Annotated in this window: 18 protein-coding genes; 6 read left to right on the top strand and 12 right to left on the bottom strand. The window is 60.0% G+C overall.

Going from position 1 to position 18,484, the window contains the following annotated elements:
* Window positions 1–77 precede the first annotated feature (77 nt).
* The 12 genes from CVV68_RS24160 to rpmH form a co-directional block, all read right to left on the bottom strand.
* Window positions 78–296 carry a hypothetical protein gene (locus tag CVV68_RS24160; protein WP_146238845.1) on the bottom strand — a complete coding sequence of 73 codons (219 nt, stop codon included), beginning with the start codon at window positions 294–296 and terminating at the stop codon, window positions 78–80.
* Window positions 293–1,171: an AAA family ATPase gene (locus tag CVV68_RS24155; RefSeq protein ID WP_110500320.1), complete on the bottom strand. Its 879-nt coding sequence runs from the start codon at window positions 1,169–1,171 to the stop codon at window positions 293–295. Before CVV68_RS24155 ends, CVV68_RS24160 begins: the two co-directional genes overlap by 4 nt.
* 292 nt (window positions 1,172–1,463) lie before the next feature.
* A complete protein-coding gene (locus CVV68_RS07130) occupies window positions 1,464–2,399 on the bottom strand; it encodes a methyltransferase (protein WP_281268277.1) in 936 nt (311 codons plus the stop codon).
* A complete protein-coding gene (locus tag CVV68_RS24565; RefSeq protein ID WP_281268276.1) occupies window positions 2,344–2,691 on the bottom strand; it encodes a hypothetical protein in 348 nt (115 codons plus the stop codon). Before CVV68_RS24565 ends, CVV68_RS07130 begins: the two co-directional genes overlap by 56 nt.
* Window positions 2,692–4,026: 1,335 nt before the next feature.
* Window positions 4,027–5,043: a ParB/RepB/Spo0J family partition protein gene (locus CVV68_RS07125; RefSeq protein ID WP_110500319.1), complete on the bottom strand. Its 1,017-nt coding sequence runs from the start codon at window positions 5,041–5,043 to the stop codon at window positions 4,027–4,029.
* A 100-nt stretch (window positions 5,044–5,143) separates the two neighbouring features.
* Complete coding sequence (locus tag CVV68_RS07120) at window positions 5,144–6,217, bottom strand: ParA family protein (RefSeq protein WP_245933398.1); 1,074 nt, start codon at window positions 6,215–6,217, stop codon at window positions 5,144–5,146.
* Window positions 6,218–6,291: 74 nt separating this feature from the next.
* Window positions 6,292–6,930 carry a 16S rRNA (guanine(527)-N(7))-methyltransferase RsmG gene (gene rsmG, locus CVV68_RS07115; protein WP_110500317.1) on the bottom strand — a complete coding sequence of 213 codons (639 nt, stop codon included), beginning with the start codon at window positions 6,928–6,930 and terminating at the stop codon, window positions 6,292–6,294.
* Window positions 6,931–7,016: 86 nt separating this feature from the next.
* On the bottom strand, window positions 7,017–7,547 hold the full coding sequence (locus tag CVV68_RS07110; protein ID WP_110500316.1) for a Jag family protein: 531 nt from the start codon (window positions 7,545–7,547) through the stop codon (window positions 7,017–7,019).
* Window positions 7,547–8,509: a membrane protein insertase YidC gene (gene yidC, locus CVV68_RS07105; RefSeq protein WP_110500315.1), complete on the bottom strand. Its 963-nt coding sequence runs from the start codon at window positions 8,507–8,509 to the stop codon at window positions 7,547–7,549. The genes CVV68_RS07110 and yidC overlap by 1 nt, the downstream gene beginning before the upstream one ends.
* 18 nt (window positions 8,510–8,527) lie before the next feature.
* Window positions 8,528–8,923, bottom strand: a complete 396-nt coding sequence (gene yidD / locus CVV68_RS07100) for a membrane protein insertion efficiency factor YidD (protein ID WP_211320746.1) — start codon at window positions 8,921–8,923, stop codon at window positions 8,528–8,530.
* A gap of 33 nt (window positions 8,924–8,956) precedes the next feature.
* Window positions 8,957–9,349, bottom strand: a complete 393-nt coding sequence (gene rnpA, locus CVV68_RS07095; protein WP_110500313.1) for a ribonuclease P protein component — start codon at window positions 9,347–9,349, stop codon at window positions 8,957–8,959.
* A gap of 56 nt (window positions 9,350–9,405) precedes the next feature.
* The gene (gene rpmH / locus CVV68_RS07090) at window positions 9,406–9,543 is read right to left on the bottom strand and encodes a 50S ribosomal protein L34 (RefSeq protein ID WP_062008104.1); all 138 of its coding nucleotides are present in this window, start codon (window positions 9,541–9,543) and stop codon (window positions 9,406–9,408) included.
* Between the two features lie 551 nt (window positions 9,544–10,094).
* On the opposite strand from rpmH, the gene dnaA reads away from it, so the two are divergent.
* From dnaA to gyrB, 6 genes are all read left to right on the top strand, one after another.
* Window positions 10,095–11,540: a chromosomal replication initiator protein DnaA gene (gene dnaA, locus CVV68_RS07085; protein WP_110500455.1), complete on the top strand. Its 1,446-nt coding sequence runs from the start codon at window positions 10,095–10,097 to the stop codon at window positions 11,538–11,540.
* A gap of 468 nt (window positions 11,541–12,008) precedes the next feature.
* A complete protein-coding gene (dnaN, locus tag CVV68_RS07080; RefSeq protein WP_110500312.1) occupies window positions 12,009–13,133 on the top strand; it encodes a DNA polymerase III subunit beta in 1,125 nt (374 codons plus the stop codon).
* Window positions 13,134–13,183: 50 nt separating this feature from the next.
* Window positions 13,184–14,071, top strand: a complete 888-nt coding sequence (gene gnd / locus CVV68_RS07075) for a phosphogluconate dehydrogenase (NAD(+)-dependent, decarboxylating) (RefSeq protein ID WP_110500311.1) — start codon at window positions 13,184–13,186, stop codon at window positions 14,069–14,071.
* A gap of 29 nt (window positions 14,072–14,100) precedes the next feature.
* Window positions 14,101–15,411, top strand: coding sequence for a DNA replication/repair protein RecF (gene recF, locus CVV68_RS07070; RefSeq protein ID WP_110500310.1), 1,311 nt, complete (start codon window positions 14,101–14,103; stop codon window positions 15,409–15,411).
* Window positions 15,401–15,994 carry a DciA family protein gene (locus tag CVV68_RS07065; protein ID WP_110500309.1) on the top strand — a complete coding sequence of 198 codons (594 nt, stop codon included), beginning with the start codon at window positions 15,401–15,403 and terminating at the stop codon, window positions 15,992–15,994. The genes recF and CVV68_RS07065 overlap by 11 nt, the downstream gene beginning before the upstream one ends.
* 385 nt (window positions 15,995–16,379) lie before the next feature.
* Window positions 16,380–18,440 (top strand): DNA topoisomerase (ATP-hydrolyzing) subunit B, encoded by a 2,061-nt coding sequence (gene gyrB, locus CVV68_RS07060; RefSeq protein ID WP_110500308.1) that lies wholly within the window; start codon window positions 16,380–16,382, stop codon window positions 18,438–18,440.
* Window positions 18,441–18,484 lie beyond the last annotated feature (44 nt).

Raw genomic sequence — 18,484 nt, 5'->3', positions numbered from 1 at the left:
GATCGATGGCTCAGCGGCTCGTGATTTCCAAGGCTTCAGCGGCATGCTGTTCGCGCACGCCAATCCCAGCCGTGGGTTCAGGTCTCGATGAGCTGTCGACCGAGTGCGTCGTCAATCTTGAGCATCCCCGGTTCCCGACCGCGAACGGCTGGCTCTGCGGGGGTCGGCGGCTTCGCCGGTTCGAACGAGGTCCTTTCCACCGGGACGGAGACTGCTACTTGCTTCTCCGGGTTGCGCAAGGCCGTCAGTTTGCCGCCAAAGGTGCAGCCGGTGTCGAAGCAAATGGTCCCATTCACCCATTCGGCCTCCAACGTTGGCGTGTGCCTAGAGGACCGTGACAGCCTCCTGTAGCCCATACCCACGCGTAGCGGAACCGGCGGGCCATATGGTCCGTTTCTCCCGTCATATCGCCATACACGGCGAATGATTGCACCCTGGGCGAGGGCCGGCCACGAACCTTCCTACCCTTGAGGGCACGCACCAGCTTGTCCTCGCGGTTGACGGGCACGGCACGGGCATGGCTCCCGCGGACCATTCCCATCAGCAGGCGCAGCACCCCCGGGATGTCGGGTCCGCGGTTCACCAGATCCCCCACAAACACGGCCCTGCGACCCTGCGCGTGGCTGGCATCAACGTCGCCGATCACGTCAAGGGGGCCGTCATCCCCGGTGAAGTCATCCAACAAGGGATCGCGCCGGAAGCTTGCCGCAGCGATTTCCACCTCGCCTCGAAAGACATGAACGGTGCGGAAGCCTTCCCGTCTCAGGGACTTCAAGGAGTGCCGCAGCTGGTCATGCCGGCGGCGGATGACCGTGGTGCCCAGAATGCGGTCGTCCCTCAATTCGTCCCTTCGCAGGCACACCTCTTCGGGCACGTCCAGCACCACGGCCACCGGCAGGATGTCTTGGTCCCTGGCAAGCTGTACCAGTTCCCGGCGGGCATCAGGGCGCACGTTGGTGGCGTCGACGACGGTCAGCAGTCCGACGTCGAGCCGCCTGCCTGCCACGAAGTTCAGGGACTCAAATGCAGCCTTCTTTGCGGATTGGTCACTCTCGTCATTGGAGACCAGTCCCCGGAAAAAGTCGCTGGAGAGCACTTCGAAGGGGAGGAAGTGGGCGCCGGCAATGTGGACTTTTCCAAGCCACTCGCACGCACCAGCACGCACCAGCACGCACCAGCACCAGCACCCACCAGCACCAGCACCAGCACCAGCAAGCAGAGTTTGGGCATGCCTCGTTCAGCCATCGTCGGCTTCTCCTGAAGAGCGCCAATTGGGTGGGCGAGCCAGCGGTGGGATCGACGGCCCCACCGCACGGAACTCCACGCCGTAGCCGTGGGAAGCGTTGACTGACTCCCCCATTCCTGGAACTGCGGCCTGTTCCATTCGAAGCGCTGGTCGGCGTGCCGCATCGTTCCCGGCGGAAGGGACGGATACAGCCGGTTGTACTCCGCGTTGGGTATTGTCACCACGACTCCCGGGGTCTGGCATGCACAAATACTTTGGCCACCACCGCGGAGAGCCTTTCGGACCCAATGTGCTCAATGGCTTCGATGAGCACGGCCGCGTCCAGTCCGGCGATCCTATCGTCCGCGTACCTCGCCGATGATTGGATCAAGCGCACCCGTTCCCGGTGGCGGTCGCCCACCTCGTCCATGCGCAGTCTGGTCTCACCCCACCCCATCGCCCACGCCGCGACATCAGTGCCAATGAACCTCGTGAAGTGTGGTTCGGCCATGAGGCGCTGCATGGGCGTGCCTTCTCCGCAGCCGATATCAACCACCCGACGGGCTCCCAGGTCCTTCAGTTCTGTCATGACTGCGTCGCCACGCAGCGTGTGCAAGGGGACGACCGTGGACGTTAAATTGACTTCTGCCGGTCCGTCCCCGGCTGTTTTTCCCTCAGCCGAACCGCCTTCGCCCTCAACCATGAGGCTGGCTGCCGCCTCCACCATGTCCCGGTGGTGTGCAAGGTACCTGGTCATGATCAACTCCTTCCCGGGATGGCCGGCCAACCACCCAACGCCGGCACGGAGCAGTTTCGCAATTTCATCATCACCCACCCAGTAGTGTTTCGAATCGGTCAGGACTGGCAGTAGTGCATGGATCTGGAACAACGCGGTCGACAAACAGATCGTCCCGTTCAGTTCCAGATAGACATAGTGCGACTCGCCCCAGCCCGGATATTCGGGATCGAGGGCAATGGTTTCGACATCGACATTCCAGCCAAGGGGTTCAAACAGCCGCCGCACCATTCCGGCACCGCCCCTCGCAGGCACGCCAGTCAGGGCTATCGCTATCGGAATGGCAGCGCCGACCAGTTCCGGACGCGCCTGCAGCGCCCCGTCATAACGGCACGAAAGAACTGCCCCAGGGCCACGGCCGCATGGACGACGAGGCATGCGGCCTATCATTGACGTAATCGTCGAGTGACTCCGCGCCGATGCCGCGCCTCAGGTGCCTGTTTCCGGCCACCGCAATAGAATCGACCTCAACCGACATGACAGCTGTGCAACTGTCCTGGTTTGCTTCGGGGTGGAAAACCTGCGCCGTGCCAACACTGGTTTCAAAGCTCCGTAATTCGCCGGGATGCATATGGAGAAGATGGCCAAGGTCGCTGGCGTTGGGACCGGCGTAGTTGATGGCGACTTTCAAGGTGTCCCCCACACGCAGCGTGGCCAGCGTTGTTGCCACTCTACGGCCGCAGCTGTATTGGCGGCGGCACCGCCAACAAGCACCACGGCGGTACCGCGAATAGTTGAGACCGGCGTGTTTCACGTGGAACCTGATTTTGACTGGTACCTATCCCTCCCAATGGGGAGCCGGTTATGTTTCACGTATGACGCCGCAGCGTCCTTCACACTTCCTCGTACGGGAGGATCGTGTTTCACGTGAAACATGCAGGGCGGGGCGCAAGGCATGTCGCTGTAACCGCTAGCAAGCAATCAGACCATAAACGCGTCGGCGTCCGGTGTCGTCGGGGTCTTAGCTTCCTCCGAGGACCAAACGTCCCCGAATCGAGTACGGAGCGGCGACTGACAAGGCAACTGGTGAGTACCGGCCGCCGCCTTCATCAAGACGAGCACTATGGACGTCACCGCGGAGACCGCCGTTACGGGCTACTGACGGCCATTTGACCCCCCAAAGCCTCACGATGCCCGCGTCTACCCGCGGAAGAGCCGACAGGCCATTAGAAGAGCAGCAGGGAGGTGCCGGCGATCAGAGTCGCTGGAGTCTTTCCCTGCGGGCAGAGGTAGTCTCGCCCCCCCCGCAGGCACGGACGGCCTGCCCCTGCCAGCCGAGGTGCGTGTCCCGGACGTGAATCAGCCACGCGTCAGGTGCCCCTGGGCGTAATAGGGCCTCAGCACAAATTCGGAAAATCTGAACCCCGGTTCCAAGTGTCGGCCGTTGAGTGCTACAGCAATACCCGCATGAATCGGATTCAGATGAACTGTTTTCAGCTGCGGCACGGTCGTCCGTCCACGCCCATGCGGGACTCCACATGCTCGGTGACGATGCCCTCCCAATCTAGGGAGAAGGCACAAGACCAGGCCGTTCATAGCCTCCGGAAGGAGCACGTGAGCTGGATCAGCTCCGACGTTTGCTCTGGTCGGAATTAAATTGGATCGAATACCGCATGACACTGGTGAAGGAGGGAACGCGTGTACCATCCTTCCGGCCTGTATACCATCTTGGATTACCGTCGACAGTTTCACGTGAAACATGAGCCTCGCGACTCGCCGATGATTGAGCCATCATGGATCTCGAGAAAACTCTCGAATCGCCATCGCTGACATTCATGATGTGTTTGGCGTGCCGATCGAGCTATTCATCAAAAGACTAGAACAATGGTGCGCCAGTGTTTCACGTGAAACATGCCCAGCGGGAACAGTATTGACGCCTAGATTTTGAATCTTTGCCATTAAATCCAAATGCATTATGGTCCTTAGAATCAATCCTGGAGAACTCCAAAAACGAGAAAAGCGGCAGTGTTCCACGTGAAACACTGCCGCTAACCTCGAATTGGAATCAGTCCGAGCCGGGTGCCAAGACATCCATGATTCTATTCAGGTCCTCAACTGAGGCGAACTCAATGCTCACCTTGCCCTTTCGGGCACCGAGGGAAATCTTGACGTTCGTATCCAGGCGATCGGACAAGGATCCCGCCAGGAAGTCCAGCCGCTCATGCCGTGGGCTGGGCTTGGTGACTCGAGTCTTGTGATCCTCCGCCGGCGTTCGGTAGAGCTGCACCGCCTCTTCGGTGGCGCGGACCGACATGCCCTCGGAAACGATCTTTTGGGCCAGCTGTTCCATCGCCTCGGACCCTGGCAATGACAGCAGAGCACGTGCGTGCCCGGCCGAAAGAACGCCAGCAGCAACCCGCCGCTGTACAACGGGCGGGAGTTTAAGCAGACGCAGGGTATTGGAGACCTGCGGGCGTGACCGTCCGATCTTATCCGCCAGTTGTTCGTGCGTAGTGCCAAAGTCCTCGAGAAGCTGCTGGTACGCGGCGGCTTCCTCCAAGGGGTTGAGCTGGCTGCGGTGCAAGTTCTCAAGAAGTGCGTCACGGAGTAGGTTGTCGTCCGTGGTGTCCCTGACAATGACAGGTATGGTCGCAAGGCCCGCGGCCTGGGAGGCACGCCAGCGTCTTTCACCCATGACCAATTCGTAGGGCTGATCGCCTTTTTCGGTGGATTCGCGAACCACAATGGGCTGCAGGATGCCAATTTCCTTGACGGAGTGGACCAATTCCGCCATGTCGTCTTCATCGAAGACCGTGCGGGGTTGTTTCCGGTTGGGGTGGATGTCCCCAACGGGAAGTTCCATGAACCGGGCCCCCGGGACTTCAACCAAGACAGTATCCACTGCCCTGGTTGGTGACTTCCGTGGCTCCCGCGTTGCGGGAGGTGTCTTCCTGCCCTTGGGTTCCGGGAAGAACAGGTCCACTGGCCGGCTCGGCAAGGGGGATGAACCGGATTCGTCCTGCGCCGAATTGGGAATCAAGGCACCTAAGCCGCGACCAAGGCCTCTACGCTTGTCGGTCATTGATTTGTCCTCCATAGAACGAGCCCTGGCTAACTGCCAGGCCATCTGAACTGCGTTTTAGAAATGAAGAACACCGTAGGGGTGTTCCATGAGAAGAAGTCTAGCGTTCGGCGAGTTCGGCGGCGGCTTCAAGATACGACAAGGCCCCCGTGGACGAAGGATCGTATGTCATCACTGTCTGCTGGTAGCTTGGTGCCTCGGAAATGCGCACGGAACGCGGTATAAGGGCCCGTAGCACTTGATTCGGGAAGTGCTCACGCACATCGGCGGCAACATGCGCTGCCAAGTTGGTCCGTCCGTCGTACATTGTCAAAAGAATCGTCGACACAACCAAATCAGAATTAAGGTGCTTTTGAATCATTTCGATGTTTTTCAATAATTGGCTGAGTCCCTCCAATGCATAATATTCGCACTGAATGGGGATCATCACCTCATTTGCCGCACAGAAGGCATTGACAGTCAGCAGCCCCAGACTCGGCGGGCAGTCGATGAAAATGAAATCAAGCCGCTGTTCGCCCTCGTCTTCACGGTACTTTACGTACTCATCAATCGCGCGGCGCAACCGCTGCTCACGCGCCACCAGTGAGACAAGTTCGATTTCCGCCCCGGCCAAGTGAATCGTCGCTGGCGCACAATACAGATTGTCGATGTCAGGGCATGCTGCCACAACATCCGACATCGCGAAGTCATTGATCAGCACGTCGTAGATGCTGTCGATCTCGGCATGGTGCGGCACGCCAAGGGCAGTCGAGGCATTTCCCTGCGGGTCGATGTCAATTACCAGGACGTGAAGTCCGGCCGAGGCAAGGGCTGCTGCAATATTAACTGTCGTGGTCGTTTTACCAACGCCGCCCTTTTGATTGGCAACTGTAAGAATGCGGGTCTTTCCTGGCCGTGGCAGCTTCCGTCCCAGGAGCCGTTCGCGTCGTTTCGTTTCGCTGACCAGCTGGCTTGCAATGGGGCTGCTGTGATCAAATTCCTTATCAAATGATAAGCCTCCCCCTGGGGATGTTTCACGTGAAACATCCCCATTAGCGGAAGAATCAACTGCTTTAGGTTGATCGAAGGTATTTGTGTCACTGACTGTCCCGAACCTACCGGCTGCATCAGATCGTGCCGATCCCAACGACATGAATGGTGGGATCCGTTGCGAAGCTGCTTCGCTGCTGGTCACGCTGACACTCTCACTTTCATTTGGCCGGGTTTGCCATCTACTAGCCTATCGGTTCAACCATGGAGCACGGGGGATCAGCGGCGCGCCACCTTGACCCGCACCACCGTGGTGGGTTCAGCAAGAATCTGGGCACCGGCAACCAGTATTTCGGTCTGCACCCCGCCAAACTTCTTGATGGTGTTCGCGGCCTTGGCAATCTCCTCCGCTGCACTGCGCCCCTTGATGGCCAACAATTCCCCCTGGCCGCCAAGAAGTGGAATCATCAAGGGCACGAGGGTGTTTAGCGCCGATACAGCGCGGGCCGTCACCACTTCGCATTCGACCTTCCCAACGGCGGCTTCAGCCCTGGCACGGACGATCTCCACATTATTCAGTCCCAGGTCCATGACCACTTCTTCAAGCCATGTCACCCGGCGTTCCAGGGGTTCGATCAACGTCAGGTATAAGTCCGGACGGGCGACTGCCAGGCAAAGTCCCGGTAGCCCTGCGCCGCTGCCCACATCGGCGACCCTGGCGCCGTTGTCAATCAGCTCCGCCACCACGGCGCAGTTGAACACGTGCCGGCTCCACAGCCGCGGCACCTCCCGCGGACCGATGAGGCCGCGCTCAATGCCCGAGGTGGCCAAGTGCTCCACGTAGCGTGTGGCCAGGTCCAGGCGGCCACCAAAAATCTTTTCAGCGGCAATGGCTTCTTCAGCAGTCAGATCTGCCACAACGGGAGTCCCCTCGCAAGCGGTCCCGCCCACTGGCCAACAGGCAGATGGGCGGGACCGAAAAATTTGTTGAATAATGTGTTTGCCTACTGGCCGGCGGTCACGACGATGTGGCGGCTGGCTCCTTCGCCCTCCGACTCGGACTCCAGACCCAGCTCGGCAATGGCGTCATGGACGATCTTGCGTTCGTACGCACCCATGGCTTCCAATGCCACCGATGCAGTTCCGGCCTTTATTTGTTCCGCTGCATCCTTGGCAATCCGGGTCAATTCGATATTGCGCCGGTCCCGGTAACCGGAGATGTCCAGAACGAGACGGGAGCGGGTGTCCGTTGCGGAAAGCACGCTCAAACGGGTCAGCTCCTGAAGGGCGTCGAGCACTTCGCCGTCGCGGCCCACCAGGTCCTTCAGGGAATCCGTTTCCTCATCCGAGACGATTGAGATGTAGGTCCGCCCGTTGCGCACCTCAATGTCGATGTCACCGTCAATGTCGGCGATGTCCAATAATTCTTCCAGGTAATCAGCTGCAATGTCGCCCTCTTCTTCGAGGCGGCCCGTTCCTGCTGCACCGTCCTGGGGAACAGTTTCTTCGGCGGCAATCTCAGTTTCAGCAGGCATTATTTCTTCTTCCTGTTCTTGCGTTGTGGCTGGTTGCGCTGGAGCTTGGGCGCGGGGAGTTCTTCAACTTCGGCGACCACGGCCTTCTTGGACGCGCCTAGCAGGGGCAGTCCCTTGGCCTCGCGGCGCTTCTGGTATTCCTTGTACGCCGGCGACCCGGGGGTGGGCATGCGGCGGATCACGAAGAACTGCTGTCCCATGGTCCAAATGTTGGTGGTGGTCCAGTAGATCAGCACGCCAATGGGGAAGTTCACGCCGCCGATGCCAAAGACCAGGGGCAATACGTACAGCATCATCTTCTGCTGCTTCATGAACGGTCCCTGCATGGCCTCTTCGGACATGTTCTTGGACATGATCTGCTTTTGCGTAATGAACTGCGAAGCAATCATGGCAATGATCATGATCAGGGACAGCACCACGACGGCCACCGAAAGATCCCCGCCCTGGAGCTGGGGCAGGAAGGCCGCGGAGAGCGGAGCGCCAAAGATGGTGGCATGGTCAAACTGGGCCACCTGGTCCGGGCTCATGGCGCCGATGCCCTTGCCGCTTGCGTTGGCCTTGGCCACACCGGAAAGCACCCTGAACAGGGAGAAGAAGAACGGCATCTGAATCAGCATGGGCAGGCAGGCGGAGAACGGGTTGGTGCCGTGTTCCTTGTACAGCCCCATCTGTTCCTGCGCCATCGCCTGGCGGGACAGCTGGTCGGTCTTGCCCTTGTACTTGGCCTGGAGCTTTTTCATGTCCGGCTGCAGCGCCTGCATCCCGCGCTGCGCCTTGATCTGCTTGACGAAGACGGGAATCAAGGCCCCGCGGATCACCAACACCAGGCCGATGATGGAAAGGGTCCAGGTGACGCCGGACGCGGCGGGGAGCCCGATGTAGGTCAGTCCGTCATGGAACAGCACCATAATCATTGACACGAGCCACTCGAAGGGCGTCAGAATCGTCTGGAGGAAATCCATATTTCTTTTCTATTCTCCTCAAGCCGCCGGGCGGCTTTGTGTCTCCGCCTGAACGGCCAGAAAGTGGTCTGGATGATTCAGTTGGACAATGAAGGGGACCTTGGACGGATCATCCCAGTGGACGTGGACCGGGGAAGGTACCGGATCAAGGCCGCCGGCATTCCAAGGATGGCACCGTACAATGCGCCGGGCTGCGTACCAGGTGCCCTTGACCGCACCATGAACGGTTATTGCTTCAAGGGCGTAGGCCGAACATGATGGAAAAAACCGGCACACCTGCCCATAAATGGGTGAGATGAAGCGCCGGTACAGTTTCAGGACAGCAATCAGGATGTTGCGGGGAAGATGCCAAAAGAACCGTACGACGACGGCCGGTCGGTTGAGTGCGCGACGGACAAGTCTGGCTTGGGTCACGGATATCTTCTCCTTCAATCCTTCAAGCCTCGTCTACTGTAGCGGTGGTGGCATCCAGCTGGACTGCTGTTCCGCCGGAAGTCCCGAAAGCCGGGATGCAACCTTGGAAAATGCCCGCTGGTAGTCGTTGACAAGTTCGCCCCAGGAGGCACCTGCGGAGACGGGCAAGGCCCGCACCACAACATTGACTCCATAGGGATGCGTTCGAACGCTCTCAACAGCTATTTCCCTTAGTCTCCTCTTAACGAGATTCCGGGTCACAGCGTTCCCAACGGTCTTCGACACGATGAATCCAACCTGGCTGGGTTCATCGGGCAAAGTAGACACCATATATAACACTAAGTTCCGGCGTCCATTGCGGACGCCGGAACGTACAGTATGTGAGAAAGCAGCGGCTGTCCGCATTCTGTTTCTGGTGGCCAGCACCCTGCGATCAACCGCTACTTCTGTAAGGCTCGACGGATCGTCAAGCAGTTATTGGTTTAGGCCGACAGTTCGATGCGACCCTTGCCACGGCGTGCGGCCAAAATGGCACGGCCGGCGCGGGTACGCATGCGAAGACGGAAGCCGTGCTTCTTGGCACGACGGCGGTTGTTCGGCTGAAAAGTCCGCTTGCTCACGGTAGTTACTCCAAGACAATCTAAAGATGCGCCTTGCCCGAAGCTAAGTAAGGGGAAGAACAGGCCGACGCTAAGTATACGGATGCCTGCTTTTCACTCCTTGTACAAGGAGCCCGCGCAAGAGCGCAAAGCAGACACATGGGACTTCATAACGTTAGGTCATGGCGGACCCGCCAGTCAAACGGCGGTGTTCCGGCGGCCATGCCGTGTATGACGGATTTGTCCCGGAATTCCAGCGTCGCTGGCGGAGGCTGTGCAAACTTCCGTGGATAACCCGTGGAAAAACTGTGTGGACGGCGTCTGGCAGGATCCTGCTGTGTGACATTTATCCACAAGCAGTTTTCCCCGCTATCTTCTGTCGTTTTCATACCTTAGGCTTGGCCCGTGGCAAGTTATCCACGGCTGTGAATAACTCTGTGGATGACGGTTGTTGGCTCAACCTTCCTCACTCGCCGGCGACCGCCGGCGATGTAAGGGAAGTCACAGGGCAATGAGCGCGTATATACGAGATTCCGGTGGGTTTGACCACCGGCAGTGAGGTGGAGCAGTCAATGAGCACTGAGGAAATCAATGACGTTGGTAGTTCCTGGCGCAGGGTTATCCGCATTCTCGAACGGGACGACCGGGTGTCACCGCGGCAGCGCGGCTTTGTTGTCCTCACCCAGCCGCAGGGTCTCATTGGCAACACCCTCCTCGTGGCCGTTCCCAACGAATTGACCCGGGAAGTCCTCCAAACCCAGCTCAACAAGGTTTTGGTTGACGCCCTGCGGCAGGTCTTCCCGGAGGAAATCAGCTGCGCCTTCAGCGTCAACGCGGATTTGACAGCTCCCGTGAAGGAAAAAGAGACGGTCCCGGAGCCCGTCCCCGCCCATCCCGAACGAAACGAGCGGATCGACCGGTCCGAACCGCTCGAAAACATCTCAAGGCCTTCACCCATGCTGCCCAGCACCTCACACGAATTTGGGCGCCTCAACCCCAAATACGTCTTCGACTCCTTTGTGATCGGATCATCCAACCGCTTTGCACACGCCGCCGCGGTGGCCGTGGCCGAGGCCCCCGCCAAGGCCTACAACCCCTTGTTCATCTACGGTGACTCAGGCCTGGGCAAGACTCACCTTCTTCACGCCATTGGCCACTATGCCCGCCGCCTCTACACAGGCATCCGCGTTCGATATGTGAATTCGGAGGAATTCACCAACGACTTCATCAACTCCATCCGCGATGACGAGGGTGCCAGCTTCAAGCAGCTCTACCGCAACGTGGACATCCTGCTCATCGACGACATCCAATTCCTGGCCAACAAGGACGCCACCCAGGAAGAGTTCTTCCACACCTTCAACGCCCTGCACAACCACAACAAGCAGGTGGTCATCACCTCTGACCTTCCCCCCAAGCGGCTCCAGGGCTTTGAAGAGCGCATGCGGTCACGGTTTGAGTGGGGCCTGCTGACGGACGTGCAGCCGCCGGAACTGGAAACGCGCATCGCCATTTTGCGTAAGAAAGCCATTGGGGAAGGCTTGTCCGCCCCCGACGACGCCCTTGAATACATCGCGTCGAAGATTTCCACCAACATCCGCGAGCTTGAAGGCGCACTTATCCGGGTGACCGCGTTCGCCAGCCTCAACCGCCAGCCGGTGGATGTGGGCCTGGCTGAAATGGTCCTGAAAGATCTCATTACCGACGACGGCGCCCAGGAAATCACCTCCACGGCGATCCTGGGTCAAACGGCCGCCTACTTCAATATTTCCCTGGAAGAGCTGTGCAGCAAGTCCCGGACCAGGACCCTGGTCACGGCCCGCCAGATTGCCATGTATCTGTGCCGCGAGTTGACGGACATGTCCCTGCCCAAGATCGGCCAGGAATTTGGCGGACGCGACCACACCACTGTTATGCACGCGGACCGCAAAATACGTGAACTCATGGCAGAGAGACGCGCGATCTACAACCAGGTAACCGAGCTGACCAACAAGATCAAGCAGCAGCAGCGCGAAGGGTGAGCTCGCGCATCGGGCGAAGATTTTCAGTAATTAACAGTTGTGGATAAGTCTGTGGACATTTAGGTGCACAACCAACGAACTCCTGCGGATAACTACCCGTCCGGCTGTGGATGCCAAATTTGGCGCAAAAAGTTCTCCACCGACACCCACAACCGACAACGGAACAGCCCCACAAATTGTGCACAGGGCAGATCGCCCGGATCCTGCAGACCAGCACGGTTATCCACAGTATCCACAGGCCTTATTAACACTACCAATCCCAATAATTCTTCGTTTCAAACAACATTTTCCTTCCACGCCATCCCCGGCCTGGGCAGGGCGAATGACAATGTCAGTCTCGGCTGGTCAAAGGGCTAAGCTGTCTGCAAGCATGTAATTCCACAGTGGAACTTCCAGGTCCCAAAAGGGCTTTGGGATTCCACCTCCGTCACACCACACTTTTCGCACGATGAAAGGCGGCACCCTTCCGTGAAGTTCCGAGTCGAACGGGATGTTCTGACCGAAGCAGTCAGCTGGGCCGCACGTTCCTTGTCACCCAGGCCTCCGGTGCCCGTGCTGTCGGGACTCCTGCTCAAGGCGGAGGCTGGCACACTGAGCCTGGCCAGCTTTGACTACGAAATTTCAGCCCGGTTGGAAATTCCTGCCGACATCGCCGAGGAAGGCACCATTCTTGTATCGGGCCGGTTGCTGGCAGACATCTGCCGCAGCCTTCCATCGGCTCCGGTCGATGTCGAGACCGACGGATCCAAAGTGACACTCACCTGCCGCAGCAGCCGGTTCCATCTGGCCACCATGCCCGTCAACGACTACCCGGAGCTGCCGGCCCTGCCTGAACTCAGCGGAACCGTCGACGGTGAGGCATTCGCCCAAGCGGTTTCCCAGGTGATCATTGCCTCCAGCAAGGACGACACCCTACCCATCCTTACCGGCGTGAAGATGGAAATTGAAGGCGACTTGATCACCTTGCTGGCCACCGACCGCTACCGGCTGGCATTGCGCGAAATTCGCTGGAACCCCACATCGCCGGGCATCTCCACCGGGGCGCTGGTCAAGGCCAAGACCCTCAGCGAAGTTGCCAAGACCCTGGGTGGTTCCGGAAACATCAACATCGCCCTCTCCGACAACAGTGAATTGATCGGCTTTGAAAGCGGCGGACGCCGTACCACGTCGCTGCTGGTCGACGGCGACTACCCCAAGATCCGCTCACTTTTCCCGGACAACACCCCCATTTACGCCACCGTGGAAACAACCACCCTGTCCGAGGCAGTGCGACGGGTATCCCTCGTTGCAGAACGCAATACCCCGGTCCGCCTGATTTTCACCGACGGGCAGCTCACCTTGGATGCCGGAACCGGCGAGGATGCCCAGGCGTCCGAAAACCTGGAAGCGACTCTGGTCGGGGAGGAAATCACGGTCGCCTTTAACCCCCACTACCTCAGTGAGGGCCTGAACGCGTTTGACAGCAAATACGTCCGCTTCTCCTTCACATCCGCGCCAAAACCGGCCATGCTGACGGCCCAGGATGACATCGATGGCGAGAACAGCGACGATTACCGCTACCTGGTCATGCCTGTAAGGTTGCCGAACCAATAGCTTCATCCTTAGTGCTTTAGTACCATCGCCAACCAGAAATGAGAAACGCCGTGCACGTCGGACTTGTCGGACTTGGAAAAATGGGCTTCAACATGCGGGCCCGCATGCGTGCGGCGAACATTGAGGTGACGGGCTATGACCGCAATCCTGACGTCACGGACGTTCCCGATCTGGCGGCCCTGGTAGCAGCCGTTCCGGCGCCGAGGCTGATCTGGGTCATGGTGCCGTCCGGTGATGTCACGGATTCGGTCATCACGGAACTGTCGGCACACATGGACGCCGGGGACTTGATCGTCGACGGCGGAAACTCGCGCTTTACCGAGGACCAAAGGCATGGATCCCTCCTGGCGGAAAAGAAGATTGGCTTCATGGACGTCGGCGTTTCCGGCGGCGTCTGGGGACTGAAGAACGGATACGGCCTGATGGCCGGGGGTTCGGTGGAAAACGTGGAATGGGCGATGCCCATCCTGGATGCCCTGCGCCCCGAGGGTGACCGTGCCGACAGTTTTGTCCATGTAGGCGACGTCGGAGCTGGCCACTACGCCAAAATGGTGCACAACGGCATCGAGTACGGGCTCATGCAGGCCTATGCCGAAGGTTACGAACTGTTGGCCAAGAAGGAAATCATCCAGGACCTGCCCGGCACCTTCCGCGCTTGGCAGAAGGGCACCGTGGTCCGCTCCTGGCTGTTGGACCTCATGGTCAAGGCCCTTGATGAGGATCCGGGACTTGAGAGCATCGACGACTACGTCGAAGACTCCGGTGAGGGACGCTGGACCGTGGAGGAGGCCATTGCCAACGCCGTGCCTGCCCCCGCGATCACGGCCGCCTTGTTCGCCCGGTTCTCCTCCCGCGAGGACAACTCCCCGGCCATGAAGATGGTTTCAGCCCTGCGCCACCAGTTTGGTGGACACGCCACCAAACCAGCCGGCTCCTAGCCCACCACCAACAAGGCTAAGCAGTACGCGTGTTTCTTGAGCATCTTTCCCTGACGGATTTCCGCAGCTACGCACAGGTTGACCTCGAGCTGTCCCCTGGCGTAACGGTCCTGCTGGGATCCAACGGGCTTGGCAAGACGAACCTGGTGGAGGCCATCGGATACCTGTCCAGCCTGTCATCCCACCGGGTCAGCGCGGATGCGCCACTGTTGCGTTTTGGCACCGAACAGGCGCTGATCCGGGCCAAGCTGGTGCGGGGTGCGCAAAAGCTGGTGGTGGAGGTGGAAATCAATGCTTCCCGGGCCAACCGCGCACGTATAAACAGGGCCAACCCCATCCGGGCCAGGGACGTTCTGGGTATCTGCCGCAGCGTCCTTTTCGCCCCCGAAGATTTGGCGCTGGTCAAGGGGGACCCGGCCAACCGCCGTCGTTTCCTGGATGACTTGCTGGTGGTGCTGATGCCCAGGCACGCCGTCACCCGGCAGGAGTACGACAGGGTCCTCAAGCAGCGTAATGCCTTGCTGAAGTCCGCCCGGGCGGCGCACTTTTCACGCAGTGGAGTCAATGAGGGACATCTGTCCACCCTGGATGTATGGGACGCACACATGGCGGACGCTGCCGCCAATCTTCTGGCAGCCAGGCTCGAGCTGGTAAACCGCCTGCGACCGCACATGGCCGAGGCCTACGCACAATTGACAGACGGTTCCAAGCTGCTGCAGGCCATTTACCGCAGCAGCCTGGATGATTTCGGGAGTTTGGCCATCCCGCACGACGCCGGGGTCCCCGGGGAGTCCGGGACCCCATCCGCACCTTCCGGAGCGGCGGTGGAGGATCTGTCGTTGTGCAGCGTGAAAGAACTTACCGAAAAGTATGTGTCCGCACTTGCTGCCTCCCGCACCCGTGAACTTGAACGGGGCATGTCCCTGGTGGGGCCGCACCGCGACGAGCTGGAACTGCTTTTGGGGTTGGCACCGGCCCGCGGCTACGCCTCGCACGGTGAATCGTGGTCCGTGGCACTGTCCCTCCGTTTGGCGTCATTTTATGTCCTGGGTGAAGACTCCCACATTCCCGGAAACCAGCCGATCCTCATCCTTGACGACGTCTTTGCGGAACTGGATGCGCAGCGGCGGCGCAAACTCGCGGCCATGGTGGGCAGCGCCGAACAGGTGTTGGTGACTGCTGCCGTTGCGGGGGACGTTCCCGAAGAATTGGCCGGCGCGCAGGTAAAGGTCATTCCCGGTGGTGTCATCGCCCCTGGCGACGACGCGGGGAGAGCGGTCCAGGCGGCGCCGCGCCACGGTGCGCCCAGCGAGCATGAAGCAACGTCCGATGGCGACTGACGGTTCCGCCAAAAACCGCGGCAGCGACGACGCAACCGGTCGCAAGAGCCGGCTGGAGGCAAAAGCGAAGGACCACGTTACCGAGGTTGACGCTCCGCAGGCGGCGTTGAACCGGATGCGGACCATCGCAAAAAGCCGCGGCGAACTGCGGATACCCCGTGGCCGCCTCGGAGAGAAATCCGTGCCCAAGGCCAAACGTGCGCCATTCCTGGATGCGCTGGATGGCGGGCGGGACCCACAGGGACTGGGGCGGGTGGTCAGCCGGCTCGTGTCAGACCGCGGCTGGAGTTCGCCCCTGGCGGTTGGCTCTGTCATGGCGCAGTGGGACACCCTGGTGGGGGTGGATATCGCCGCACACTGTCGGCCGGAGAGTTTTGAGGTCACCACTTTGCATGTGCGCTGCGATTCCACCAGCTGGGCCACCCAGCTAAGGCTCCTGTCATCCTCGCTTCTGGCCAAGTTTGATAACGAACTGGGAGTCGGCGTCGTGACCAGGATCCTTGTCCTGGGTCCGGCCGCGCCCAACTGGCGCAAGGGCTTCCGCAGCGTCAAGGGACGGGGACCGCGGGACACTTACGGATAGCGTGGGGCAGGGAGATCCGGCGGGCGCGGAAAACTTGCCAGTTGCGCTGTAGGGCGGGTGAAACCACTCCAGGCGTACATCCCCTCACAAAGGGCTCAACGATTCCATTCCAGGGGGCATTTCTCGCGTCCCAGAGCACGTTTGTGCCGGTTTGTGCGCTTCCACAAGGTAGAATTGGAAGGAGGACCGCCTCTCTGCGGTGCCATGGCTTGAATCATGGCACCGGTTGAAGTGGTCAACATGAGTCTTCCAAGGGCAGGAAAGTGCACGGGGCTGCGGTCTTCGTGACATGCCCGCCGGTGGCAATCCAGCGAACTATCTAAAGGGGTCGAACGCGCCTGTGACTGAGAATAATCCGGAGAACCCGGAGAACCCGGGGAACGCGATGAATGCGGACGTGGAAGGCCCCGTTTCCGGGGATGCCGTTGCACAACAGGCGCCCCCTGCCGAGGTTCCCCACTATGATGCCAGCGACATTACAGTGTTGGAGGGACTGGAGGCCGTGCGGAAACGTCCCGGCATGTACATTGGCTCCACCGGGTTGCGCGGCCTGCACCACCTCGTTTATGAAGTGGTTGACAACTCAGTGGATGAGGCCCTTGCCGGGTATTGTGACCACATCGAAATTACGCTGACCGGCGACGGCGGGGTCAAGGTGGTGGACAACGGCCGCGGCATTCCCGTGGACATCCACCCCACCGAGGGCAAGCCCACCGTTGAAGTCGTCATGACCATCCTGCATGCCGGCGGAAAGTTTGGCGGCAGCGGATACGCCGTGTCCGGCGGCCTGCACGGTGTGGGCATCTCCGTGGTGAACGCGCTGTCCAGCCGTGTCGAGACTGAGATCCACCGCCAGGGATTTGTGTGGCGCATGAGCTTCGCCGACGGCGGCAAGCCCCAGGGCACACTGGTCAAGGGCGAGGCTACGACCGAGACGGGCACCACGCAGACGTTCTACCCGGATGCAGGAATTTTCGAGTCGGTCGAGTTCGATTTTGAAACACTGCGTGCCCGTTTCCAGCAGATGGCCTTCCTGAACAAGGGGCTGAAGATCACGCTGACCGACGAGCGCGTTGATGAGGTCGTGGACGAGGACCCGGACCTGGATGCCATTCCCGAAGGCAAGGACGTCACCACCGGCAAGCGGGAGGTGGTGTACATGTACGTTGACGGACTGTTGGACTACGTCAAGTACCTGAACTCGTCGAAAAGGTACGAGCCGGTGCACGAAGACGTGATCGCCTTTGAAACCGAGGATACAAGCCGGCACATGGCGGTGGAACTGGCCCTGCAGTGGACCACGTCCTTCTCCGAAAGCGTGCACACCTACGCGAATACCATCAACACCCATGAAGGTGGAACCCACGAAGAGGGTTTCCGCGCGGCCATGACCTCCTTGATCAACCGTTACGCACGGGAAAAGCAGATCATCAAGGAAAAGGATGACAACCTTACCGGCGACGACATCCGCGAAGGACTCACCGCCGTGATCTCCGTCAAGCTCAGCGAACCACAATTTGAGGGGCAGACCAAGACCAAGCTGGGAAACTCCGAGGTCAAGGGATTTGTCCAGCGGGTGGTCACCGACGGCCTCGGCGACTGGCTCGGACGCAACCCGGGGCCGGCCCGCGACATCATCCGCAAGGCCATCCAGGCATCGCAGGCGCGCATGGCGGCCCGCAAGGCCCGTGAAAACACACGCCGGAAGGGACTGCTGGAATCCGGAGGCATGCCGGGCAAGCTCAAGGACTGCCAATCCAAGGACCCGGCGCTGTCAGAAATTTACATTGTTGAGGGTGACTCCGCTGGCGGCTCGGCCGTCCGTGGGCGGAATCCCACCACACAGGCCATCCTGCCCCTGAGGGGCAAGATCCTCAACGTGGAGCGCGCCCGCCTCGACCGGGCGCTGGGCAACGCGGAGGTCCAGGCCATGATCACGGCATTTGGCGCCGGCATTGGCGAGGATTTCGACGTCGACAAGGCGCGCTACCACAAGATCGTCTTGATGGCCGACGCCGACGTGGACGGCCAGCACATCACCACGCTGCTGCTGACGCTGCTGTTTCGCTACATGCGGCCGTTGATTGAAAGCGGCTATGTGTATCTGGCCCAGCCGCCGCTGTACCGGATCAAGTGGTCCAACGCCCCCCATGACTACGTGTTCAGTGACAAGGAGCGCGACGCCGCCCTCGCTGCGGGAGCCGCGGCCGGCCGACGGATCCCCAAGGATAACGGCATCCAGCGCTACAAGGGTTTGGGCGAGATGGACTATTCGGAACTGTGGGACACCACCATGGACCCGGCCCACCGCACCCTGCTTCAGGTCACGATGGACGACGCCGCGGAAGCCGACCAAACCTTCTCCATCCTGATGGGTGAAGACGTGGAATCGCGACGCAACTTTATTCAGCAAAACGCCAAGGACGTCCGGTTCCTCGATGTCTAGGCCGGGCACTGCATTCCCGGACATGAATATGATGAACCAGACAT

It is taken from the genome of Arthrobacter livingstonensis, from assembly GCF_003219815.1.
Taxonomy (GTDB): Bacteria; Actinomycetota; Actinomycetes; order Actinomycetales; family Micrococcaceae; genus Specibacter; species Specibacter livingstonensis.
Note: the sequence above shows the minus strand (reverse complement) of the source record. Positions and strands in the feature narration are given on the sequence as shown.